This is a genomic window from Bradyrhizobium sp. F1.4.3, assembly GCF_040548375.1.
Classification (GTDB): Bacteria; Pseudomonadota; Alphaproteobacteria; order Rhizobiales; family Xanthobacteraceae; genus Bradyrhizobium.
Genome location: NZ_JBEPRN010000014.1, coordinates 38,327 through 57,501, shown reverse-complemented (window position 1 = coordinate 57,501; position 19,175 = coordinate 38,327). Strand labels below are relative to the sequence as shown.

General features: G+C 64.1%; 19 protein-coding genes. 13 read left to right on the top strand and 6 right to left on the bottom strand.

Features of this window, described 5'->3' with window-relative positions; translation table 11 throughout:
* Nucleotides 1-534 (top strand): hypothetical protein, encoded by a 534-nt coding sequence (locus ABIB73_RS28165; protein ID WP_354229292.1) that lies wholly within the window; start codon nucleotides 1-3, stop codon nucleotides 532-534.
* A 230-nt stretch (nucleotides 535-764) separates the two neighbouring features.
* A complete protein-coding gene (locus tag ABIB73_RS28160; protein WP_354229290.1) occupies nucleotides 765-1,385 on the top strand; it encodes a LysE family translocator in 621 nt (206 codons plus the stop codon).
* Between the two features lie 3 nt (nucleotides 1,386-1,388).
* Here the strand turns inward: ABIB73_RS28160 and ABIB73_RS28155 are convergent, their stop codons facing one another.
* Nucleotides 1,389-2,192 carry an N-formylglutamate amidohydrolase gene (locus tag ABIB73_RS28155; RefSeq protein WP_354229289.1) on the bottom strand — a complete coding sequence of 268 codons (804 nt, stop codon included), beginning with the start codon at nucleotides 2,190-2,192 and terminating at the stop codon, nucleotides 1,389-1,391.
* 90 nt (nucleotides 2,193-2,282) lie between these two features.
* Here ABIB73_RS28155 and ABIB73_RS28150 point away from each other — a divergent pair, with 90 nt between their 5' ends.
* The 3 genes from ABIB73_RS28150 (at nucleotide 2,283) to ABIB73_RS28140 (ending at nucleotide 4,532) form a co-directional block, all read left to right on the top strand.
* Nucleotides 2,283-3,194: a transglutaminase family protein gene (locus ABIB73_RS28150; protein WP_354229287.1), complete on the top strand. Its 912-nt coding sequence runs from the start codon at nucleotides 2,283-2,285 to the stop codon at nucleotides 3,192-3,194.
* Nucleotides 3,195-4,010: a transglutaminase-like domain-containing protein gene (locus tag ABIB73_RS28145; protein WP_354229285.1), complete on the top strand. Its 816-nt coding sequence runs from the start codon at nucleotides 3,195-3,197 to the stop codon at nucleotides 4,008-4,010.
* 123 nt (nucleotides 4,011-4,133) lie between these two features.
* Nucleotides 4,134-4,532 (top strand): gamma-glutamylcyclotransferase family protein, encoded by a 399-nt coding sequence (locus ABIB73_RS28140; protein ID WP_354229283.1) that lies wholly within the window; start codon nucleotides 4,134-4,136, stop codon nucleotides 4,530-4,532.
* A gap of 57 nt (nucleotides 4,533-4,589) precedes the next feature.
* Here the strand turns inward: ABIB73_RS28140 and ABIB73_RS28135 are convergent, their stop codons facing one another.
* On the bottom strand, nucleotides 4,590-5,153 hold the full coding sequence (locus ABIB73_RS28135) for a chlorite dismutase family protein (RefSeq protein WP_354229281.1): 564 nt from the start codon (nucleotides 5,151-5,153) through the stop codon (nucleotides 4,590-4,592).
* A gap of 286 nt (nucleotides 5,154-5,439) precedes the next feature.
* Here ABIB73_RS28135 and dnaG point away from each other — a divergent pair, with 286 nt between their 5' ends.
* Nucleotides 5,440-7,455, top strand: a complete 2,016-nt coding sequence (gene dnaG / locus ABIB73_RS28130; RefSeq protein WP_354229279.1) for a DNA primase — start codon at nucleotides 5,440-5,442, stop codon at nucleotides 7,453-7,455.
* A gap of 375 nt (nucleotides 7,456-7,830) precedes the next feature.
* The gene (rpoD, locus tag ABIB73_RS28125) at nucleotides 7,831-9,978 is read left to right on the top strand and encodes an RNA polymerase sigma factor RpoD (protein ID WP_354229278.1); all 2,148 of its coding nucleotides are present in this window, start codon (nucleotides 7,831-7,833) and stop codon (nucleotides 9,976-9,978) included.
* A gap of 107 nt (nucleotides 9,979-10,085) precedes the next feature.
* Here the strand turns inward: rpoD and ABIB73_RS28120 are convergent, their stop codons facing one another.
* The gene (locus ABIB73_RS28120; RefSeq protein ID WP_354229276.1) at nucleotides 10,086-10,322 is read right to left on the bottom strand and encodes a hypothetical protein; all 237 of its coding nucleotides are present in this window, start codon (nucleotides 10,320-10,322) and stop codon (nucleotides 10,086-10,088) included.
* Nucleotides 10,323-11,186: 864 nt separating this feature from the next.
* Between ABIB73_RS28120 and ABIB73_RS28115 the strand changes: the two genes are divergently transcribed.
* The 5 genes from ABIB73_RS28115 to ABIB73_RS28095 all read left to right on the top strand — a co-directional run bounded on the left by ABIB73_RS28115 (nucleotide 11,187) and on the right by ABIB73_RS28095 (nucleotide 15,999).
* On the top strand, nucleotides 11,187-11,993 hold the full coding sequence (locus ABIB73_RS28115) for a lytic murein transglycosylase (protein ID WP_354229274.1): 807 nt from the start codon (nucleotides 11,187-11,189) through the stop codon (nucleotides 11,991-11,993).
* A gap of 320 nt (nucleotides 11,994-12,313) precedes the next feature.
* A complete protein-coding gene (locus tag ABIB73_RS28110; RefSeq protein ID WP_354229272.1) occupies nucleotides 12,314-12,688 on the top strand; it encodes a response regulator in 375 nt (124 codons plus the stop codon).
* Between the two features lie 56 nt (nucleotides 12,689-12,744).
* The gene (locus ABIB73_RS28105; RefSeq protein ID WP_354229270.1) at nucleotides 12,745-13,356 is read left to right on the top strand and encodes a LysE family translocator; all 612 of its coding nucleotides are present in this window, start codon (nucleotides 12,745-12,747) and stop codon (nucleotides 13,354-13,356) included.
* Nucleotides 13,357-14,125: 769 nt separating this feature from the next.
* The gene (locus ABIB73_RS28100; protein ID WP_354229268.1) at nucleotides 14,126-15,337 is read left to right on the top strand and encodes a GGDEF domain-containing protein; all 1,212 of its coding nucleotides are present in this window, start codon (nucleotides 14,126-14,128) and stop codon (nucleotides 15,335-15,337) included.
* Between the two features lie 35 nt (nucleotides 15,338-15,372).
* A complete protein-coding gene (locus ABIB73_RS28095) occupies nucleotides 15,373-15,999 on the top strand; it encodes a peptidoglycan recognition protein family protein (RefSeq protein ID WP_354229266.1) in 627 nt (208 codons plus the stop codon).
* Nucleotides 16,000-16,137: 138 nt separating this feature from the next.
* Here ABIB73_RS28095 and ABIB73_RS28090 read toward each other — a convergent pair whose 3' ends face one another.
* The 3 genes from ABIB73_RS28090 to ABIB73_RS28080 all read right to left on the bottom strand — a co-directional run bounded on the left by ABIB73_RS28090 (nucleotide 16,138) and on the right by ABIB73_RS28080 (nucleotide 18,799).
* Nucleotides 16,138-16,479 carry a hypothetical protein gene (locus ABIB73_RS28090; RefSeq protein WP_354229264.1) on the bottom strand — a complete coding sequence of 114 codons (342 nt, stop codon included), beginning with the start codon at nucleotides 16,477-16,479 and terminating at the stop codon, nucleotides 16,138-16,140.
* A 193-nt stretch (nucleotides 16,480-16,672) separates the two neighbouring features.
* Nucleotides 16,673-17,572: an RNA polymerase sigma factor RpoH gene (gene rpoH / locus ABIB73_RS28085; RefSeq protein WP_354229263.1), complete on the bottom strand. Its 900-nt coding sequence runs from the start codon at nucleotides 17,570-17,572 to the stop codon at nucleotides 16,673-16,675.
* A 219-nt stretch (nucleotides 17,573-17,791) separates the two neighbouring features.
* Nucleotides 17,792-18,799 (bottom strand): RluA family pseudouridine synthase, encoded by a 1,008-nt coding sequence (locus tag ABIB73_RS28080; protein ID WP_354229262.1) that lies wholly within the window; start codon nucleotides 18,797-18,799, stop codon nucleotides 17,792-17,794.
* Here ABIB73_RS28080 and ABIB73_RS28075 point away from each other — a divergent pair.
* Nucleotides 18,798-19,142 carry a hypothetical protein gene (locus tag ABIB73_RS28075; RefSeq protein WP_354229261.1) on the top strand — a complete coding sequence of 115 codons (345 nt, stop codon included), beginning with the start codon at nucleotides 18,798-18,800 and terminating at the stop codon, nucleotides 19,140-19,142. The two genes, ABIB73_RS28080 and ABIB73_RS28075, sit on opposite strands and share 2 nt — an antisense overlap.
* Nucleotides 19,143-19,175: the final 33 nt, after the last annotated feature.

The window sequence follows — 19,175 nt, the reverse complement described above, 5'->3', positions numbered from 1 at the left end:
ATGCGGCGCGCCGCGACCATGCTGATTGCCGTGATCGCTCTCGGAGCGCTGTCGGGCGTGCATGCATACGAGACAGAACGCGCCGCGCACTGGCAGGAGATTGCGTGGCCGTTTCCCCGCGACGGCTGGCCCTCGGGCCGCGCGTTCCGCTGTATCGTGGGCGACTGTGACGGCGCCGAACTCTACGTCCGCGCCAAACGCGGCTTTTGCAATTGCGACACTGGCGTCGCCGATGACGACGAGGTCGACCGTGTGACCGACATTGACCTGATCAGTCCGCGCTTCGCGGCGATCGCGCCGGGCGAGATCGTGAGCATCGCCGCCATGCAGGGGCGCATCAGGCATTATGATGTCGACATGCCCGACGGCACGCGCCGCGCCGCCGCCGGCATCGCGCTTTCGCGCCGCTGCGACCTGCTCGTTGCGGTGGCGCAGGGCGCGGGCGAGGCGAATGCCGTGCAGCGCGCGGCGCTCGCTTTCCTGGAAACACCGGAGATGAACCGGTGGGTGACCGCTGCGCTGGATGGAAGGTGATGGTGGCACACCTGCACCACATCCACCGCTGTCATCACCCGCGAAGGCGGGTGATCCAGTATTCCAGAGGCGGTTGCGGGATACGGAGAAGCCGCGGCGTACTGGATATCCCCCGCCTTCGCGGGGTATGACGGCGGTGTTTGAGGCCGGCGTGTTGCAGACAGTCATAGCTTCCGTTCCTGTCTCCGCCATGCATTAATGACCCGAACCGCCCTTAGCGAGTCTCCGCCATGATGTCCTTGCAAGCTTATCTCGCCTTCCTCGCCGCCTGCATCGCGCTCGCGCTGTTGCCGGGCCCGATTGTCACGCTCGTCATCGCCAACGGCCTGCGCCACGGCACCCGTGCGGCACTGACCAATGTCGCCGGCGCGCAGGCTGGCCTTGCCATCGTCATCGGCGTCGTCGCGATCGGCCTGACCTCGCTGATGGCGACCATGGGCTACTGGTTCGACTGGGTGCGCTTTGCTGGTGCTGCCTATCTGATCTGGCTCGGCGTCAGGCTGATCTGGGCGCCGGTCGAAGGCGTCAAGGTCGACGAGCCGCCAGCGCCGCCGCGCGGCGGCTTCTTCCTCCAGGGCTTTCTTGTGCTGCTGTCGAACCCGAAAGTGCTGGTGTTCTTCGGCGCCTTCATTCCGCAGTTCATGGACATGAACCGCGCCCACTTCCCGCAAGTCGCCCTGTTAGGTGCCACCTTCATGGTGACGGCGGCGATGACGGACGCGCTCTACGCCACGGCCGCCGGCCGCGCGCGAAAATTCTTCTCGGCCCGCCGCACACGCATGATGTCACGCGTCTCAGGCGGCTTCATGATCGGCGGCGGAATCTGGCTGGCGCTTACAAGGGCGAAGTGAGGGCTACACCAGCCTCTCTGCCTTTAACTCGACCTCAATTTCCGCAAAGATCCTGGCCAGCCGTTCCGCCCATTGTTGCTGGCCGGACTGGTCCGCGATCAGCTCCTGGCGGATCTCGATGCCGGTGTTGATCAGGCCGCGGGCTTCGCCGTGGACGGGAATGGTGTAGTCGGTGAGGTCGTTCACCGCATAGGGCTCGTTATCGCCGACGACGAGGTCGCTCTCGCTGCGCAGGTGCTTGAGCAGGAGATGCGGCAGCACCGTGTCGCGGTTATAGAGTGCGCCGATGTGCCAGGGCCGGGCGACGCCGGCATAGACCGGCGTAAAGCTGTGCAGCGACACCAGCACCGTCGGGCGCTTCGCATGCACGCGGTCGTTGATCACGGCATCGATGCGGCCATGATAGGGCGCGAAAATCTCGCGCCGCCGCGCCTCGCGCTCATGCTCCGAAATGCCCTCGTTGCGCGGAATCGCCGTTGCCTCGGAGATGACGGGGATCGAGCTCACCGCGCCCGGCGGACGGTTGCAGTCGATCACGAGCCGCGAATAGCGTTGCGCGACCAGATGCGCATCGAGCATTTCTGAGAGCCGCTCGGCGACTCCCGCAATCCCGATGTCCCAGGCGATGTGCCGCGTCAGCTCGCGCTCGGCGACGCCGAGATCGCCGAGCGCGCGGGGCAGCACCCGCCCGTAGTGGTCCGAGGTGAGCAGGAAGGGCGATGCTCCCCCCGCATTGACCTCATGCACTGGCGGAATGTCACCCTCGCCGAGGAGTTGATCGGTCGCCTCAGCTGTGTCTAAAGCCATCCTGATTGCCTATGGAAAAAGCAGTCGCCCCAAGAATTGGGCAGAATCGCTATAGATTGGCCCGCCCAAAAACACCATGATTGCCTCACGATGCCGCTCCTGACGATTCATCACAAGACCGAATATCGCTACAACCGCCCGGTGGCGTTCGGCGAACACCGCATCATGCTGCGTCCGCGCGACGGGCATGATCTGCGCGTGCTCGATTCGAGGCTCGAGATCTCGCCCACGCCGATGTCGCTGCACTGGATCCACGACGTGTTCGGCAATTCGGTTGCGATCGCCAATTTCGACGAGCGCGCGGACACGCTGACCTTCGACTGGCACGTCACCGTCGAGCACAATCCGGTGGAGGAGTTCGCGCTGACGCCGGACGATGCAGCCTATTTCTATCCCTTCGTCTACGACGACGAGGAGTTTCCCGATCTCGTCCAGTACATCACGCCGCAATATGCCGATCCCGACGGCGAGATCGCGGAGTGGGCGCGCGGCTTCCTCGACGAAGACTCGCCGTCGCCGACCTTCAAGATCCTGAGCGGCATGACGCACGGCATCCGCGAGCAGTTCAAATACCGCAAGCGCCATGAGCCCGGCACGCAGCATCCGCTCGACACTTTGCAGTCGGGCACGGGAACTTGTCGGGACTATGCGCTGTTTATGATCGAAGCGCTGCGTCACCTCGGTTTCGCCGCACGCTTCGTCTCCGGCTACATCTTCGTGCCCGAGGATATCGAGCAACATCACGTCGGCGGTGGCTCGACGCACGCCTGGGTGCAGGTCTATCTGCCGAGCGCGGGCTGGATCGAGTTCGATCCGACCAACGGCATCGTCGGCACCCGCGACCTCATCCGCGTCGCGGTCGCCCGCGATCCGCGCCAGGCGATCCCGCTGCACGGCGTCTATATCGGCTCCGGGGATGCCTTCGAAGCCATGGACGTGACCATCAAGGTGGTCTCGGACGACCAGGACACCGAGGAAGAGATGGAGGCAGAGGTCTTATAGATGCAGATCAAGGTCGGCTTCGAGATCACCTACGCGGCAGCGCAGCCGACGCCGATGGTGATCATGCTCAACATCCACCCCTCGCGACAGGCCGACATCATCGGCAAGGAGACGGTGGTTGCGGAGCCCGACGTTCCCATCCGCTTCTATCACGACGGCTTTGGCAATGTGTGCGGCCGCCTCGTCGCGCCCGCCGGCGGCGTCACGCTGAAGGGCAGCGCGCTGGTGCGTGATACCGGCCTGCCCGACGAGGTGATGTCGGGCGCGCAGCAAGTCCCGATCGAAGAGCTGCCGAACGAGCTGATGCTCTATCTGATGCCGAGCCGCTATTGCGAGACCGACAAGCTCACTGACGTCGCCTGGTCGCTGTTCGCCAAGACGAAACCTGGTTGGGAGCGCGTCTGCGCCATCACGGAGTTGGTGCACGGCCACGTCACCTTCGGCTACGAACACGCCCATCACATGAAATCGGCGCACGACGTCTATGAACAGAAGACCGGCGTCTGCCGCGACTTCGCGCATCTGGCCGTCGCCTTCTGCCGCTGCATGGGTATCCCCGCGCGCTATTGCACCGGCTACATGGGCGATATCGGCATTCCGCCGGATCCGTCCCCAATGGATTTCTCCGGATGGTTTCAGGCCTGGCTCTCCGGCAAATGGTTCACCTTCGACGCCCGCCATAACGTCCCCCGCATGGGCCGCATCCTGATGGCCACAGGGCGCGACGCCGCCGACGTCGCACTCTCGACGAGCTTCGGCCGGATGGAGCTGAAGAAGTTCGAGGTGGTGAGCGACGAGGTGGCGAAGGTGGGGTGAGGTGGCGCTGCGCGCTCGCGAGCGGATGTCGAGCGTAATGTCTCGCCAACGTCGTCCCGGCGAGGGCCGGGACGACGGCTTGGCGCTGTCGTTCCGGATAATTCACAGCTATAGACACCCGCCATGACCTCCGATCGTCTCTTCGTCTACGGCACCCTGATGCGCGGCTTCGACCATCCGATGGCGCGGCTGCTTGCGGGCCATGCGGATTTCCTGGGTGAAGCGACCTGCCGCGGCAGGCTCGTTCTCGTGAAGCATTATCCGGGATTGCTGCTGTCGGACGCACCGTCCGATCTTGTCCACGGCGAACTCTTCCACCTGCGCGCCCCCGACGAGCTCCTGCGTGAGCTCGACATGTATGAAGCTTGCGGCGAAGGCTTTCCGGAGCCGACGGAATATCTGCGCAGACTGATCGACGTGACGGTGCCGGACGGCGCCACCGACAAGGCCTGGACCTACATCTACAACTGGCCCGTCACCGACCTGCCGCGCATCGAGTCCGGCCGTTTCCTCGAACACTAGTTATTTCTTGAGCATGATCTTCTCGGAAAACCGCTGCGCACTTTTCCGGATCATGCTCTAAGCCGACAGCACTTCCTTCACCACGCGGACGTCGACCTCGCGATCGACGTAGGTCCACTCTTCCGTCCGCCGCAGCATTGCGACCAGCTCCTCGAACAGCGAGGCATGCGCGGGCGCGAATTCGAACCAGGTGAGGAAGTCGAAGGGCTCGCCGAGATCACGGCAATGGTAGAGCTGGCGCGCGATCGCGGGCAGGAAGCGCAGGCTGCTGGCAATGTGGTGCGACTTGTCCTCGAAGATACTGCGCCGCTCCTCCTGCGTCAGCTCCCACCAGGCTTGCGACTTGCGGATCGGGATCAGCGCGGCGGAAGTGGCCTCGCGCCGGCCGAGCCCGGCCTGCATAGCTGTGAGCTGCTGCTTCTCCGCGCGCTCGGTGTAGCGCAGCGAACTCGGGACGCCGACCAGCCGCCAGGCATTGCGCGAGGGCACCAGCGGCAACGAGACGGCATCCCCGTCGATCACCGACAGCGCCGGCATGAAGGGCAGGGGCTCGCCCGTCACGGGCGAAATCGAGGTGACGCGCCAACCCCCGCTCTGGCCGCCCCGAAACGTCCTGAACATGGCCCATGGAAGCGTGGAACCGGTCGGGGTTCAAGGCCTCTCTCCACCGTCATTTCGGGGCGCGCCTCTTGGCGCGAGCCCGGAATCCCGCCCGAATGCTGGGAGAAATGGATTCCGGGCTCGATGCTCCGGGCCGCTCTCCGCGCGGTCCCGTCGCATCGCCCCGGAATGACGGAGAGGGCTGTGAACAGCGCGTATAATCCTGACAAACCTAACTTTTAGGCGGTCGGCACCTATATCCCTGATCCTTCGCCCGACTCATACGGTTTCGCGCTACACAGAGCCCATGCGCTTCACGCCCCAATTCCTCGACGAACTGCGTGCCCGGCTTTCGGTCTCCGAGGTCGTGGGCAAGCGCGTCAAGCTGAAGAAGGCCGGGCGGGAGTGGAAGGGCTTGTCGCCGTTCCAGCAGGAGAAGACGCCATCCTTCTACGTCAACGACCAGAAGGGGTTTTACCACGACTTCTCCTCCGGCAACCACGGCGACATCATCACCTTCGTGATGGAGACCGACGGCCTGCCGTTCGCCGAGGCCGTGGAGCGGCTGGCGAACATGGCGGGGCTGCCGCTGCCGGCGGTGACGCCCGATGCAGCGCGGCACGAGCAGCGGCGCAAGTCGCTGCATGACGTCATGGATCTCGCGGCGAAGTTTTTCGCGGAGACGCTGGCCTCCCGCCTCGGCGCCAAGGCGCGCGGCTATCTCGCCGATCGCGCGCTCTCGCCGGCGACGCAATTGCAGTTCCGTCTCGGCTATGCGTCGCTAGACCGCTTTGCGCTGAAGGAGCATCTCGGCAAGCTCGGCGTTTCCGTCGACGACATGGTCGAGACCGGCTTGCTCGTTGCCGGCGACGGCATTCCCGTACCCTACGACCGCTTCCGTGATCGCGTGATGTTTCCGATCACCGATCTGCGCGGCCGTGTCATCGCCTTTGGCGGGCGCGCGCTGGAGAAGGACGTTGCGGCAAAATATCTGAACTCGCCGGAAACGCCGCTCTTCCACAAGGGCGACAATCTCTACAATCACCAGACCGCGCGCGCCGCATCTCACAACGGCGCGGCGCTGATCGTGGTCGAAGGCTATGTCGATGTCATCGCCATGGTTACCGCGGGCTTTGCAGGCAGCGTCGCGCCGCTCGGCACGGCGCTGACCGAAAACCAGCTCGCGCTGCTCTGGAAGATGGCGGACGAGCCGATCCTCTGCTTCGACGGCGACAAAGCTGGGCAGAAAGCTGCCTATCGCGCCGCCGACCTCGCGCTGCCATTCCTCGCACCGGGAAAGAGCCTGCGCTTCGCGTTGCTGCCGGAAGGGCAGGACCCCGACGATCTCGTGCGCTCCGGCGGCCGTGGTGCGATCGAAGAGGTGATCGCGGCGGCGCGCCCGCTCGCCGATATGCTCTGGTCGCGGGAGCTCGAAGGCGGCAATTTTGCCACGCCCGAGCGCCGCGCCGCGCTGGAGGCGCGCATCAAGGAGCTCTCCAACGGCATCCGCGACGAGGTGGTGCGGCGCTATTATCGCCAGGATCTTGCCGAGCGGCTCCAGCGCACCTTTGCGCCCGAGGGTGGACGCGGCGGCTTTGCCGGCCGCGGCAATTTCCGCTCAGGCGCCGCGGGGCGCCCGTTCCAGCCTCGCGGCGGTGGACAGGCGAATCGATTCGGCGGCCAGGGATTTGGCGGCCAAGGCCGCCGCGGCGGTCCTGGTCCGGTCCAGCTCCCTTCCGGCCCCTACCAGGCGGCGAGCCCTCAACTGGCGGCAAGCCCGATCATGCGGGGCCAGCGCAGCGCCATTTCCCGCCGCGAAGCCCTGATCCTGCAAATCCTGATCAATCACCCCTGGCTGCTGCACGACCACCTCGAGGAGGTGGCCGCCCTGGAGTTCGCCCATCCCGAGGCTCACAAGCTCCGGGCCGGCATCATCGCCGCCTTCGCCAACGATCATCACCACAGCCCGGACCCTGGTGAGCAGGCCGAGAAGATGCGATCCGACATCGAGAAGGGCGGATTTTCACAGCTTCTTCAAAGAGTTGAGAACGGCATCACGACGCAAGCCGTGTGGGGGGCCCGCGAGGGTGCGGCGAGGGATGACGTTCTTTCCACTTGGCATCAGCTCGTTGCCTTGCATCGGCAATACCATTCACTACTTAGAGAGTTGAAGGACGCCGAGCTGGCCTTGGGGGAGGACCCCAGCGAGGCCAATTTGGCGTGGCTGCGTGACGTCAAGGCTCGGATAGGCGAAGTCGACGGCACCGAGGCCCTGATCGAGGGTTTTGGCGAGCTGTCGGGCCGGTTCCAGAAGAGCGTGTGATGAAAGAATCATGCGGACGGCCGGGCTAGGCACCGCTAAAAGACTCGCCAAATCCAAGGTTTGGCGGCAAAAACAGGGTTAATCGAGGCTTAACGGTCTTGTAGCACTTTGGCCCCCAGGCGGCCGCAGGCAGAACAGACGCGTCAGGAATGAATCCGCGCAATAGCTGTTGGCACTTCACCTGCATCCGCTGCGACAAAGGTGCTCACGAAGCGTTAGGCAAATCCGGCGAGAGAAAGTTGGGGGTGGCGATCAGATGTTCGCGCCGCCCTTTCCGTGTCGAGATCTGACGAAGCGAGAGCGTCGAGCAACAGGTTCAAGCGATTTCAGGCAGGCGCGGCGAACGTCTGTGTGAAACGCGTTTAGGAGCAATGGATGGCCACCAAGGCAAAGACGCTGCAGGCGAAGGACAAGGAAAAAGACGACAAGGCAGCGGATGCTCCGGAGAAGGATTCCCAGGACGCGCCCTCGCCGTTGCTCGATCTGTCCGACGCGGCAGTGAAGAAGATGATCAAGCAGGCCAAGAAGCGCGGCTTCGTGACCTTCGATCAGCTCAACGAAGTTTTGCCGTCCGACCAGACCTCGCCCGAGCAGATCGAGGACATCATGTCCATGCTCTCGGACATGGGCATCAACGTCACCGAGGCCGACGATAGCGAGGCCGAGGACGACAAGGACGAGGGCGGCGAGGACGAGACCGACAACGAGCTCGTCGAGGTCACCCAGAAGGCCGTCACCGAGGTCAAGAAGAGCGAGCCGGGCGAGCGCACCGACGATCCCGTGCGCATGTATCTGCGCGAGATGGGCACCGTCGAGCTGTTGTCCCGCGAAGGTGAAATCGCGATTGCGAAGCGCATCGAGGCCGGCCGTGAGGCGATGATCGCGGGCCTCTGCGAAAGCCCGCTGACCTTCCAGGCCATCATCATCTGGCGCGACGAATTGAACGAAGGAAAGATCTTCCTTCGCGACATCATCGATCTCGAAGCGACCTATGCCGGGCCCGATGCCAAGGCCGGCATGAACACTGCGATGATCGGCGGTCCCAACGGCGAGAACGGCGAAGCGCCCGCTGAAGGCGGCCAGGCTGCTGCGGCAGTCGGTGCGCCCGCGCATGTTGCTCCCCCCGCTGCGCCGCCGTCGCCGACCCCGTTCCGCGCCGCGCAGCCTGGTGCCGGTGGCGCCGAAGCCGGCGAGGAAAAGGATCCGGCCGAGTCCGCCGCCGAGTCCGACATGGACGACGACGAGTTCGAGAACCAGATGTCGCTTGCGGCCATCGAGGCCGAACTCAAGCCGAAGGTCGTCGAGATCTTCGACAAGATCGCCGACAGCTACAAGAAGCTGCGCAAGCTTCAGGAACAGGACATCCAGAACCAGCTCCAGAACGAGTCGCTCTCGCCGCACCAGGAGCGCAAGTACAAGAAGCTGAAGGACGAGATCATCGTCGAGGTGAAGTCGCTGCGCCTGAACCAGGCGCGTATCGACTCACTCGTCGAGCAGCTCTACGACATCAACAAGCGCCTCGTCTCGCACGAGGGCCGCCTGATGCGCCTTGCCGACAGCCATGGCGTGGCGCGCGAGGACTTCCTGCGTAACTACACCGGTTCGGAGCTCGATCCGCGCTGGCTCAACCGTGTCTCGAAGCTTTCGGCAAAGGGCTGGAAGAATTTCGTCCATCATGAGAAGGACCGCATCAAGGACCTGCGTCACGAGGTTCATCAGCTCGCCGCGCTGACCGGCTTGGAGATCGTCGAGTTCCGCAAGATCGTGCACTCCGTGCAAAAGGGCGAGCGCGAAGCCCGCCAGGCCAAGAAGGAGATGGTGGAAGCCAACCTCCGTCTCGTGATCTCGATCGCCAAGAAGTACACCAACCGCGGCCTCCAGTTCCTCGACCTGATCCAGGAAGGCAACATCGGCCTGATGAAGGCCGTCGACAAGTTCGAGTACCGCCGCGGCTACAAGTTCTCCACCTACGCCACCTGGTGGATCCGGCAGGCGATCACCCGTTCGATCGCCGACCAGGCGCGCACTATCCGCATCCCCGTGCACATGATCGAGACGATCAACAAGATCGTGCGCACCTCGCGGCAGATGCTCAACGAGATCGGCCGCGAGCCGACCCCGGAAGAGCTGGCCGAAAAGCTCGGCATGCCCTTGGAGAAGGTCCGCAAGGTCCTCAAGATCGCCAAGGAGCCGCTGTCGCTGGAAACGCCCGTCGGTGACGAAGAGGATTCGCATCTCGGCGATTTCATCGAGGACAAGAACGCGATCCTGCCGATCGACGCCGCGATCCAGTCGAACCTGCGCGAGACCACCACCCGCGTGCTGGCTTCCCTCACCCCGCGCGAAGAGCGCGTGCTGCGCATGCGCTTCGGCATCGGCATGAACACCGACCACACGCTGGAAGAAGTCGGCCAGCAGTTCTCGGTCACCCGCGAGCGCATCCGCCAGATCGAAGCCAAGGCGCTGCGGAAGCTGAAGCATCCGTCGCGGTCAAGGAAGCTGCGGAGCTTTTTGGACAACTGATTCAGGCATGCCCGGAGGCAATCCGGGCAGCTATCCACACGAAAGCGGCGGGCCGAGGCCCGCCGTTCTTGTTTGTGCCGACGCTTCGCGTATTGCGCGGGCGCAGCCTATTTCCTCTTCGCGCCGACCCGGTCGATACTCTTGATCGCCAGCGGCGGGCGGCCGGCTTTCTCGCCGATCTCGCGGTCCTGCTCCATGATGAAGCCGCGGGCGGGCTCATCGCCCTCGAGGCCTCCGAGCAATTCCGCGGGCACGCGCCGGTTGGAGCGCTGGGAGCCGTCCTCATAGAGGACGTTGAAAAAGGCGAACTCGCCCTTCGGATTGGTTCCGGGTTTTTTGGCCATGGCCGGCTTGTCGTCGATAAGTGCGCTACAGTCAAATGACTTTGAGGGCTGCCAGCGCTGATCCGGGAGCTCTCTGCGCAACTATTTGCCGAAATCCGCTCGCCCGATCGAAGCGTCAATCGCCTCGTGTGGTCCGATGCCGACCCTGCGTCAATAAACGGCGGGCCGAGAAAGCCCGCCGTTTATTTTGGGTCTTCAGCGTCGCCCGGGGCTGGCAGGGCAACAACCTAAAATAGAACGCTATAACTTGCGCCATGCGCTGGCAAGATAAATTGTCATCGCGTTGATGTCGCCGCGAGCGGATCAGATATGCGGCGAACGTCGTCGCCGGTTCCCGTACGTTCCTGAACGAGATGTTTGGATAGCCGAAATACTTTGTTCATTTTCTGCTCTCGCAATGCAGCGAGAGCCATCGCGCTACGTGTGAGAGCGCGTTGATGTGCATCTCGGTCCGGCGCGCGTGCAGAAGGTCTCATCCGGTGCATGCAGATGCGTTCCGTCTTTGCGATGCACACTTCATGTTGCGCGTGTGCCGCGTCAGTTTCGCTGTCACTCCGGGGCGCGACGACGTCGCGAGCTATGATGCGCAATTGCGCATCTGAGAATCCATTGCTCCACCAACGCCGCAGGCATCGGTGTCGCAGCCAAGCAAGTAACGGCGTGGAGCGAGAGCAACGCGAGGACAGCAAACATCCGGCGCGGAATGGGCGTGGTCATCTCGATCGGTTGGGGATGAGGCGAGCGCAACTCTTTAGTCGCACGCACGCAGCGATCGGTTCTGGCGGGATTTGCCGCTTTGACGGGACTCCTGTTCCCGGGCATGATCGCGTGCTGTTTCGTGCAAGATTTTGAGGATTTTCCCGCATGTTGAGATACGCCTCGGCCGCCGCCTTCATCCTCTCGCTGGCTGGCGGGCCGGCCGAGGCCGCGCGCTGCGGCGGCGACTTCAACAGCTTTGTCGCCAGCATGACGTCGGAAGCGCAGGCCGCCGGCGTCTCGGCGAGCACGACCAGCGCGGCCTTCAGCGGGATCACCGAGGACGGCGCCGTGCTCGCCTTCGACCGGCGCCAGCGCTACACTTTCAACAAGAGCTTTGAGCAGTATGTCTCGACCCGCGTCGGCCCCGGCCGCATCAATGGCGGCCGCGCGCTGCTTCAGCGTCACGCCGCGCTGCTCTCGCGCATCGAGCAGCAGTTCGGCGTGCCGCGGCAGATACTGGTCGCGATCTGGGGCCTGGAGAGCGATTTCGGCAAGGGCGATATCGGCAAGCTGCCGGTGATCCGCACGCTGGCGACGCTGGCGCATGACTGCCGCCGCACCGAGCTGTTCCAGGGCGAACTGCTCGCCGCGCTCAAGATCGTGCAACGCGGCGATCTGCCGCTGCGCGATCTCATCGGCGCCTATGCCGGCGAGATCGGCCAGACCCAGTTCCTGCCGTCGTCCTACGTCAATTACGGCGTCGACTTCGACGGCGACGGCCGCGTCGACCTCCGCCACAGCGTCCCCGACGTGCTCGCCTCGACCGCGAATCTGCTCCACACCAACGGCTTCAAGATGGGAGCGCCTTACGGCGAGGGCACCGCCAATTTCGAGGCGATGCGCGAGTGGAACAGGGCGCTGATCTACCGCAAGACGATCGGGTATTTTGCCGACCGGCTGGTGGGGCAGTGATGAGAGTCTGAGAGACGCCGCGCTCAAGCCATACACGCAGTGTCATCACCCGCGAAAGCGGTGATCCAGTATCCAGAGGCGGTGAAGGATACGGAGAAGCCGCGGCGAGCTGGATGCCCCGGTCAAGCTGGGGCCAATGGAGAGACTCGCGCGCCGGAGACGTGAGGCGATCGCGCCGCGAATCACAGTCACGCTGGCTGCCTCAATCGCGAAATCGGAGCTAATCTGTACATATTTTCAGTTTGGAACTGAACCATATCGCGCCCTGTGTCCTTAACCTACGTTAGTTGAGCGGATGCGAGCATTTATGGAGCAGTCCAATGGGACAGTCACAGCCATATCAAGCGACCGCGTTGATTGTTGAGGACGATGCCATGCAGCGGGAGATGCTAAGTCTCCTGCTGGAAGAGAGCGGCTACCTGGTGATCCAGTGCGAGAGTGCCGAGGCCGCCGAGCTCGTGCTTGAAAAGAGCGCGGGTGTGCTGTGCCTGATGATGACCGACGTGCAACTCGCCGGTCGCATGAACGGGGTCGAACTGGCGCATGTCGCCAAGGACCGCAATCCGAAGCTCGACGTCGTCGTCACCTCCGGTCGGCCTCTGGCGCAGGCCTTGCCTGACGGCGCAAAGTTCTGGGCCAAGCCATGGGCACCGCTCGACGTGCTGCGCGAGGCCGAGCTCGCGCAACTGTCCTGACGCATCATCCGCGTTACTGGCTTTCTTGCCAGGAGGCGCGGTGATAGGGTCTGCTCATGACCCTGTCCTTCCTGCTCACCTCGCTCATCGTCGTCGTGTCCCCCGGGACCGGCGTGCTCTACACCTTGGCCGCGGCGCTCACGCGCGGCTCCCGCGCCAGCTTAGCTGCCGCCTTCGGCTGCACGCTCGGGATCGTGCCGCATATGACGGCGGCGATGCTGGGCCTGGCCGCCGTGCTCCACACCAGCGCGCTCGCTTTTGCCGCGCTGAAATGGTGCGGCGTACTCTACTTGCTCTATATGTCCTGGCAGGCGCTGCGCGAGACCGGGGCGCTTTCGGTCGACCGCGAGATCAAGGAGCGCTCGAGCGGCCGCGTCATCGTCACAGGCTTCCTGATCAACATCCTCAACCCAAAACTCTCGATCTTCTTCCTCGCCTTCCTGCCGCAGTTCATCGCGGCGGATGAGGCGCATGTGCTGGCGCGGATGCTGGAATTGAGCGGCGCCTTCATGGCGATGACCTTTGCGGTGTTCGTCGTCTACGGCCTCTGCGCGGCATCGGTGCGCGAACGCGTCATCTCCCGTCCCCGCGTGATGGCCTGGCTGCGCCGCAGCTTTGCGGCGGGCTTTGCCTTACTCGGCGCCAAGCTGGCGTTCGCGGAAAGATAGCTGCTTCGCCTCTCCCCGCCTGCGGGGAGAGGCCGGATTGCATCGAAGATGCAATCCGGGTGAGGGGGACTCTCCGCGAGTCCGACTGTCACCGTCTTTATGGAAGCGCCTCTCACCCCACCCTCTCAGCGCGAGCGGGGCGAGGGAGTGAGAGAGCGGAGCGGGTCGCGACAAGGCGCCAGTAAAAAAGCGGGCCTCGCGCCCGCCACCTTCAAACTCATTCAACCTGACCCGAAGCCCGGGAGGAGCGAGGCTCCACCCGGGCAAAAGAAATAGAAGCTGCGTTACTTCTTCTTCGCCTTCTTGGCCTTTTTCGCCTTCTTCTTCGCCGCCTTCTTCGCTTTCTTAGCCATAATATCCTCTCAAGGGTTAATGGTGGAACGCGACACGAGGGATGCTCGGCGGAGGGCCAGCCTCGCAACATCCTCGCTGACAAACTCAGCAGATTCGCGGGCGCCTGCCCCGCACTGTCATATCCATGTCATTACGTTATCCACAGCTCAGATGCATTTTTGGCTGCTTTTTGTCCGCGAATCCGCATCGCAGCACGCCACGGCACCACCGCCCATGCACGCCGCGACATGCCTAACGATCCGACAATCGGCGCGCGCCGTTCATGAATCCAAAACCAAAGGCGCGCTTTAGAACATCGTGGTGAGATTCCGTTAAGCGCGAACCGCGCATTGTCTCCCGCAAGAACACGGGGGCAGGTCATGGACGAACGGCAGCCGGATATGGAGGGCGGGACGCTGCGCGTGCCGCGGTCGCCATGCTGAACGTACCGACGCTTTGGACCGTCTTCGTCGTCAACTTCCTGGCGCTCGGCCTGATCTGGGCCTATGTGACGCGCTCCTATCCGAAATTCGAGGCGGCGCGGTTCTGGATGGCATCGGCCTTCGTCGGTGCGGCGGGCGCGATGACGGCGCTGGTCCGCCTGTTCGTCGACTCTCCTGTGCCGCTTCTGTTCGGAGCTGCCGGCATCATCGCGGCGAGCTGCCTTGCTGCCGTGGGCATTCAGCGCTTCTACGACCGGCCGGTAACCTGGCGTGTCATGGTCGCGACGGGGATCCTGAGCCTCAGTGGTGTCGTGTTCTTCAAGATCGTCTTCGACCACATGCAGCTGCGCATGCTCAGCTACACGCTCGGTCAGGCTCTGCCGCTGCTGCTGTCGCTGCGCCTCCTGCTCTTGCCGCCGGAAGGCCGCGTCAGTCCCGGCGCCCGGCTGTCCGGCATTGTGATCATCACCATCATCGCGATCCTTGCGGCTCGTACTGCGGGCAATCTGCTCGGCGGCGATTTCTCCTCGGTCGCCGGCAGCCAGTCCCACGCCGTTATGGTGCTGGGGCTCCTGTTCCTGTCGATGACGCTCAATTTCGGCTTCCTCTTGATGGCGATGGACCGGCTGCGCAACGAGGTCGCCGACCTCGCGCTGCTCGACGATCTCACCGGCGTCGCCAACCGCCGCCATCTGTTGCAGCGCCTGACCGAGGAATGCGCCCGCTCGGAGCGCAGCGGCGAGCCGTTCTCGCTGCTGGTGATCGACCTCGACGGCTTCAAGACCATCAACGACACCCACGGACACGCCGCGGGCGATGCCTGCCTCCAGCACTTCACCCTGATGGCGCAGACGCGGCTGCGGCCGGGCGACATGCTCGCCCGCACCGGCGGCGACGAGTTCTGCGTCGTGCTGCCGTCGTCCTCCTTGCGCGAAGGCGCGCTGATCGCCCGCCGCGTGCTGGAGGTCTGCCGCCAGGATGCGGCAGCCTGCACGGCCAAGGACATCCCGATTGCGATTTCGATCGGCGTTGCGGAATGGGATCGCAGCATCGGTCAATTCCCGGACCGGCTGATCGCGCACGCCGATCACGCCCTCTATGCCGCCAAGAAGAACGGCAAGAACGATTTTGCGGTCTACGATCCGGCTCCGCCGCTCTCGCCCGAGCCGCCCGGACGGGTCGAGGCCGCCCGCAAATTCGCCTGAGGCCATGCTAGGTTGGGATCCGCATTGGACCCCGCATGATGATGTCTCGCCTGGTCGCGGCGGTTCTCGCCGCTATTGCCCTGATCGCTCCCGCCGCCGCAACCGATGCCGAGCTCGCCAAGCTCGCGCGCGCCTCCGGCACGCCCGACATTCGCGGCCTGAAGATCGTCTGGCTCGCGCCGTGGGGTGACGTCGAGCAGGCGCATGCGTGGCGCAACATCATCGTGCACCAGACCGAGGGGCCAACGGGCTCGGCGCGCGGCGGCGCCGAGGCGCAGTTCAAGAACCCGACCCGGCGCGGCGTGATGGTCTGGGTCGAGACCGACGGCACGGTCTATTGGTCGGTCGCGGAAAACCTGGTGCCAACCCATACCGACGGCGCCAACCGCGACGACAACAAATACATCGACAACAAGCCGACCTACCATCAGGTCGTGCGCGACAACTCGATCGGCGTCGAGTTCGCCGGCAACTATCCCGATGTCACGACGGGCCCGACCGCGGCGCAGGTCGCGGCGTGGAAGATCCTCGTGCAGGTCCTGCGCGCGCGCTACGGCATCCCGCTCGATCACGTCTATGCGCACAACTGGATCGACTACAAGGACGCGCGCTATTGCGAAGGCTGCGCGCTCGCGACGCTGGCGCGGCAGTGGGGTGAGTAGAGATCTGTCATTCCGGGGCGCGCGCAGCGCGAGCCCGGAATCCATTCATCCACCAACGCTGTCGCCTGATGGATTCTCAGATGCGCAATTGCGCATCATAGCTCGCGACTTCGTTGCGCCCCGGAATGACGAGAGGGGTTACACCGGCTGCGTCATCCACCCGAACAACCGCTGCATCAATCCCGGCCGCCGCGGCAATTCCGGCGGCTCGTCGGCCGCCAGCACGCGTTTGAAGAAGTAGTCCAGAAACACCATGTCGTTCGGCTCGGTGACGGTGAACTGGTCGTCGCCGAAGAACACGCTGTAATCGTAGAAGAAGGGCCCGACGAACGGCACCGTCGCGGTCGACGCATTGTCCTTCGAGATCACGAACTCGGCGGGATCGAGCCCGTGCTCGCGCATCGCCTGTTCGACCAGCGGCAGCTTGCGCATGAACTGGGCGGAGAAGCCGCCGACGGTGGATTGCAGGATGATCGACACGGGGCGTGTCCGTTCGCTTGATGTTGTCGGTCCGATGTTTTTTGGTCGGTTGACCGGCAGCAAGGGTTCAAGGGCGGGTCCGGCTGGCGCCTCCGGAAGTGCCGCACTTCTCCACCCAACAAAAAAGCCGGCGTTGCCGCCGGCTTTCTGTCTCTTCTCGATCCGCCATTCTCTGGCGCTAGCGAAACCGCGCTTAGTGCGCGGCTTCCAGCGCGGCTTGTTCTGCCCTTGCGATCGTGCCCTTGACCGCGGACTGCACCTTCTCGAAGGCGCGGACCTCGATCTGGCGGACGCGCTCGCGCGATACGCCGAACTCGGCAGCAAGGTCTTCCAGCGTCATCGGGTCATCGGCGAGGCGGCGTGCCTCGAAGATGCGGCGTTCGCGCGGGTTGAGCACGCCCATGGCGCCGTTGAGGGCGTCACGGCGGTGATCATACTCCTCGTGCTCGGCCATCATGGCTTCCTGGTTGGGCGTATTGTCGACCAGCCAGTCCTGCCATTCGCCGGCTTCGCCGTCGTCCCGGATCGGTGCGTTGAGCGACGCGTCGCCACCGAGGCGGCGGTTCATGTCGATCACGTCCTGATCGGTGACGCCGAGACGCTTGGCAATGATCTTCACCTGGTCCGGGCGGAGATCGCCTTCGTCCAGCGCGTTGATCTTGCTCTTCGCCTTGCGCAGGTTGAAGAACAGCTTCTTCTGGTTCGCGGTGGTGCCCATCTTCACGAGCGACCATGAACGCAGGATGTACTCTTGAATCGACGCCTTGATCCACCACATGGCGTAGGTGGCGAGACGGAACCCCTTCTCGGGTTCGAAACGCTTCACCGCCTGCATCAGGCCGACATTGCCTTCCGAGACGACCTCGGAGATCGGCAAGCCGTAGCCGCGATAGCCCATGGCGATCTTGGCCACGAGCCTGAGATGGCTGGTGACGAGTTGGTGCGCCGCCTCGCGATCGTCATGCTCACGCCAACGCTTGGCGAGCATGTATTCCTGCTGGGGTTCCAGCATCGGAAATTTGCGAATTTCGGCGAGGTAGCGAGAGAGGCCGGATTCTCCATTGAGGACCGGCAGTGCAGCGGTACGGGCCATAGTGCGCCCTCCAAACAGGTTCAGGCCCCCGATAGCGGCGGGCCAGGCAGACGACCGCTTGGTTAAAGCCAGTCGTAGCTGCGATGTTCCGCGTTGGTCATTTCAACGCAGGCGCAATATACCCTATCGGGGGTCAAAAAGGGAAGGATTGCTGACGTCACGTCCCCGTGTGGCTGCTATAACTTTTTGTAATGTCAAGCTTTTCTTAAACCGCCCGCGTCATAGCGCCGCTTTCAGAGCGCCCTCCAGGAGAAGCAAATCCTCCGGCAGAGCCGCCTCCCAGTGAAGAAGTTCTCCAGTTCTCGGGTGCTCTAATACCAGCAGATAGGCGTGCAGCGCCTGCCGTCCAAGGGCCGTTAAAGCGGCCTGCGACTCGAGGCCGAGCTGGTTCGCCTTGGTCTTGAAATGCGGGCCATAGACCGCGTCCCCCAACAGAGGATGGCCGATATGGGCGAGGTGGACGCGGATCTGGTGGGTGCGCCCGGTCTCGAGCTCGCAGGTGAGCAGGGTCGCGATCGGCTTGCCGTCGCGCCCGGCAAAACTCTGCAAGATCTCCCAGTGCGTCACGGCCTCGCGGCCGCTCTGGCGCACCGCCATCTTCTCCCGCGCATACGGGTGGCGGTCGATCGGCGCATCCACCGTGCCACGATGGCGGCCCGGCACACCCCAGGCGAACGCCATGTAGCCGCGCCGCATCGCACCTGTCCGGCCGTGGTCGGCGAATTGCGCGGTCAGCGACTGATGCGCGAGGTCGTTCTTGGCGACCACCATCAGCCCGGTGGTGTCCTTGTCGAGCCGGTGCACGATGCCGGGCCGGCGCACGCCGCCGATGCCCGACAGCGAGGTGCCGCAATGGGCGATCAGCGCATTCACCAGCGTCCCGGTCTCGTGCCCGGCCGCGGGGTGCACCACCAGCCCCTTCGGCTTGTTGAGCACGATGATGTCGTCATCCTCGAACACGATATCGAGCGCGATGTCCTCGCCCTTGGGCTCCGGCGCCGCCGCTTCCGGCACGTCGATTATGATCGTATCGCCCGAAGTGACGTGATAAGCGGGGTCGCGGACCGCGGCGGCCTTGAGGCTCACCGCGCCCGCCAGAATCAGGGCTTTCAGCCTTGATCGCGACAAGTCCGGAAGGCGCGCCGCCAGCACGCGGTCGAGCCGGGCCGAGCCCTCGTCGCCGCCGACCACGACCTCCAACCTCCGCGCTGAACCTGAGCTTTCCATGACGACGTCTGATACCGCTGTTCCCGACCCGAGCCCCGAGCAGGCCGCGCTGTTTGCGCGGGTGCGGCGGATGATGCTGATCGCGGGGTTGACCACGGCGCTGGCAATCTGCGCCGTGCTGATCGCGGTGGGCTACCGCCTTTTCAAGTCGGAGGGAAGGGCGCCCGAGGCGCCCAGTGATGTCACCGCCACCCTGCCGACGGGCGCCAAAATCGTCTCGACCGGGGTCGCCGGCGACCGGCTGGTGATCACGCTCGATGTCGGCGGGGTCACCGAAATCCGCACCTTCGACGCCCACACACTGAGGCCGGCGGGAAAGCTGAAATTTGCCAATGAGCCGTAAAAGGCCCGTTCGGGTCCTTGCGGCGGACAAATT

Coding starts and splice junctions, on each gene's coding strand:
- ABIB73_RS28165 (WP_354229292.1), top strand. CDS start 1: ATGCGGCGCGCCGCGACCATGCTGATTGCCGTGATCGCTCTCGGAGCG.
- ABIB73_RS28160 (WP_354229290.1), top strand. CDS start 765: ATGATGTCCTTGCAAGCTTATCTCGCCTTCCTCGCCGCCTGCATCGCG.
- ABIB73_RS28155 (WP_354229289.1), bottom strand. CDS start 2,192: ATGGCTTTAGACACAGCTGAGGCGACCGATCAACTCCTCGGCGAGGGT.
- ABIB73_RS28150 (WP_354229287.1), top strand. CDS start 2,283: ATGCCGCTCCTGACGATTCATCACAAGACCGAATATCGCTACAACCGC.
- ABIB73_RS28145 (WP_354229285.1), top strand. CDS start 3,195: ATGCAGATCAAGGTCGGCTTCGAGATCACCTACGCGGCAGCGCAGCCG.
- ABIB73_RS28140 (WP_354229283.1), top strand. CDS start 4,134: ATGACCTCCGATCGTCTCTTCGTCTACGGCACCCTGATGCGCGGCTTC.
- ABIB73_RS28135 (WP_354229281.1), bottom strand. CDS start 5,153: ATGTTCAGGACGTTTCGGGGCGGCCAGAGCGGGGGTTGGCGCGTCACC.
- dnaG (WP_354229279.1), top strand. CDS start 5,440: ATGCGCTTCACGCCCCAATTCCTCGACGAACTGCGTGCCCGGCTTTCG.
- rpoD (WP_354229278.1), top strand. CDS start 7,831: ATGGCCACCAAGGCAAAGACGCTGCAGGCGAAGGACAAGGAAAAAGAC.
- ABIB73_RS28120 (WP_354229276.1), bottom strand. CDS start 10,322: ATGGCCAAAAAACCCGGAACCAATCCGAAGGGCGAGTTCGCCTTTTTC.
- ABIB73_RS28115 (WP_354229274.1), top strand. CDS start 11,187: ATGTTGAGATACGCCTCGGCCGCCGCCTTCATCCTCTCGCTGGCTGGC.
- ABIB73_RS28110 (WP_354229272.1), top strand. CDS start 12,314: ATGGGACAGTCACAGCCATATCAAGCGACCGCGTTGATTGTTGAGGAC.
- ABIB73_RS28105 (WP_354229270.1), top strand. CDS start 12,745: ATGACCCTGTCCTTCCTGCTCACCTCGCTCATCGTCGTCGTGTCCCCC.
- ABIB73_RS28100 (WP_354229268.1), top strand. CDS start 14,126: ATGCTGAACGTACCGACGCTTTGGACCGTCTTCGTCGTCAACTTCCTG.
- ABIB73_RS28095 (WP_354229266.1), top strand. CDS start 15,373: ATGATGATGTCTCGCCTGGTCGCGGCGGTTCTCGCCGCTATTGCCCTG.
- rpoH (WP_354229263.1), bottom strand. CDS start 17,572: ATGGCCCGTACCGCTGCACTGCCGGTCCTCAATGGAGAATCCGGCCTC.
- ABIB73_RS28075 (WP_354229261.1), top strand. CDS start 18,798: ATGACGACGTCTGATACCGCTGTTCCCGACCCGAGCCCCGAGCAGGCC.
- ABIB73_RS28080 (WP_354229262.1), bottom strand. CDS start 18,799: ATGGAAAGCTCAGGTTCAGCGCGGAGGTTGGAGGTCGTGGTCGGCGGC.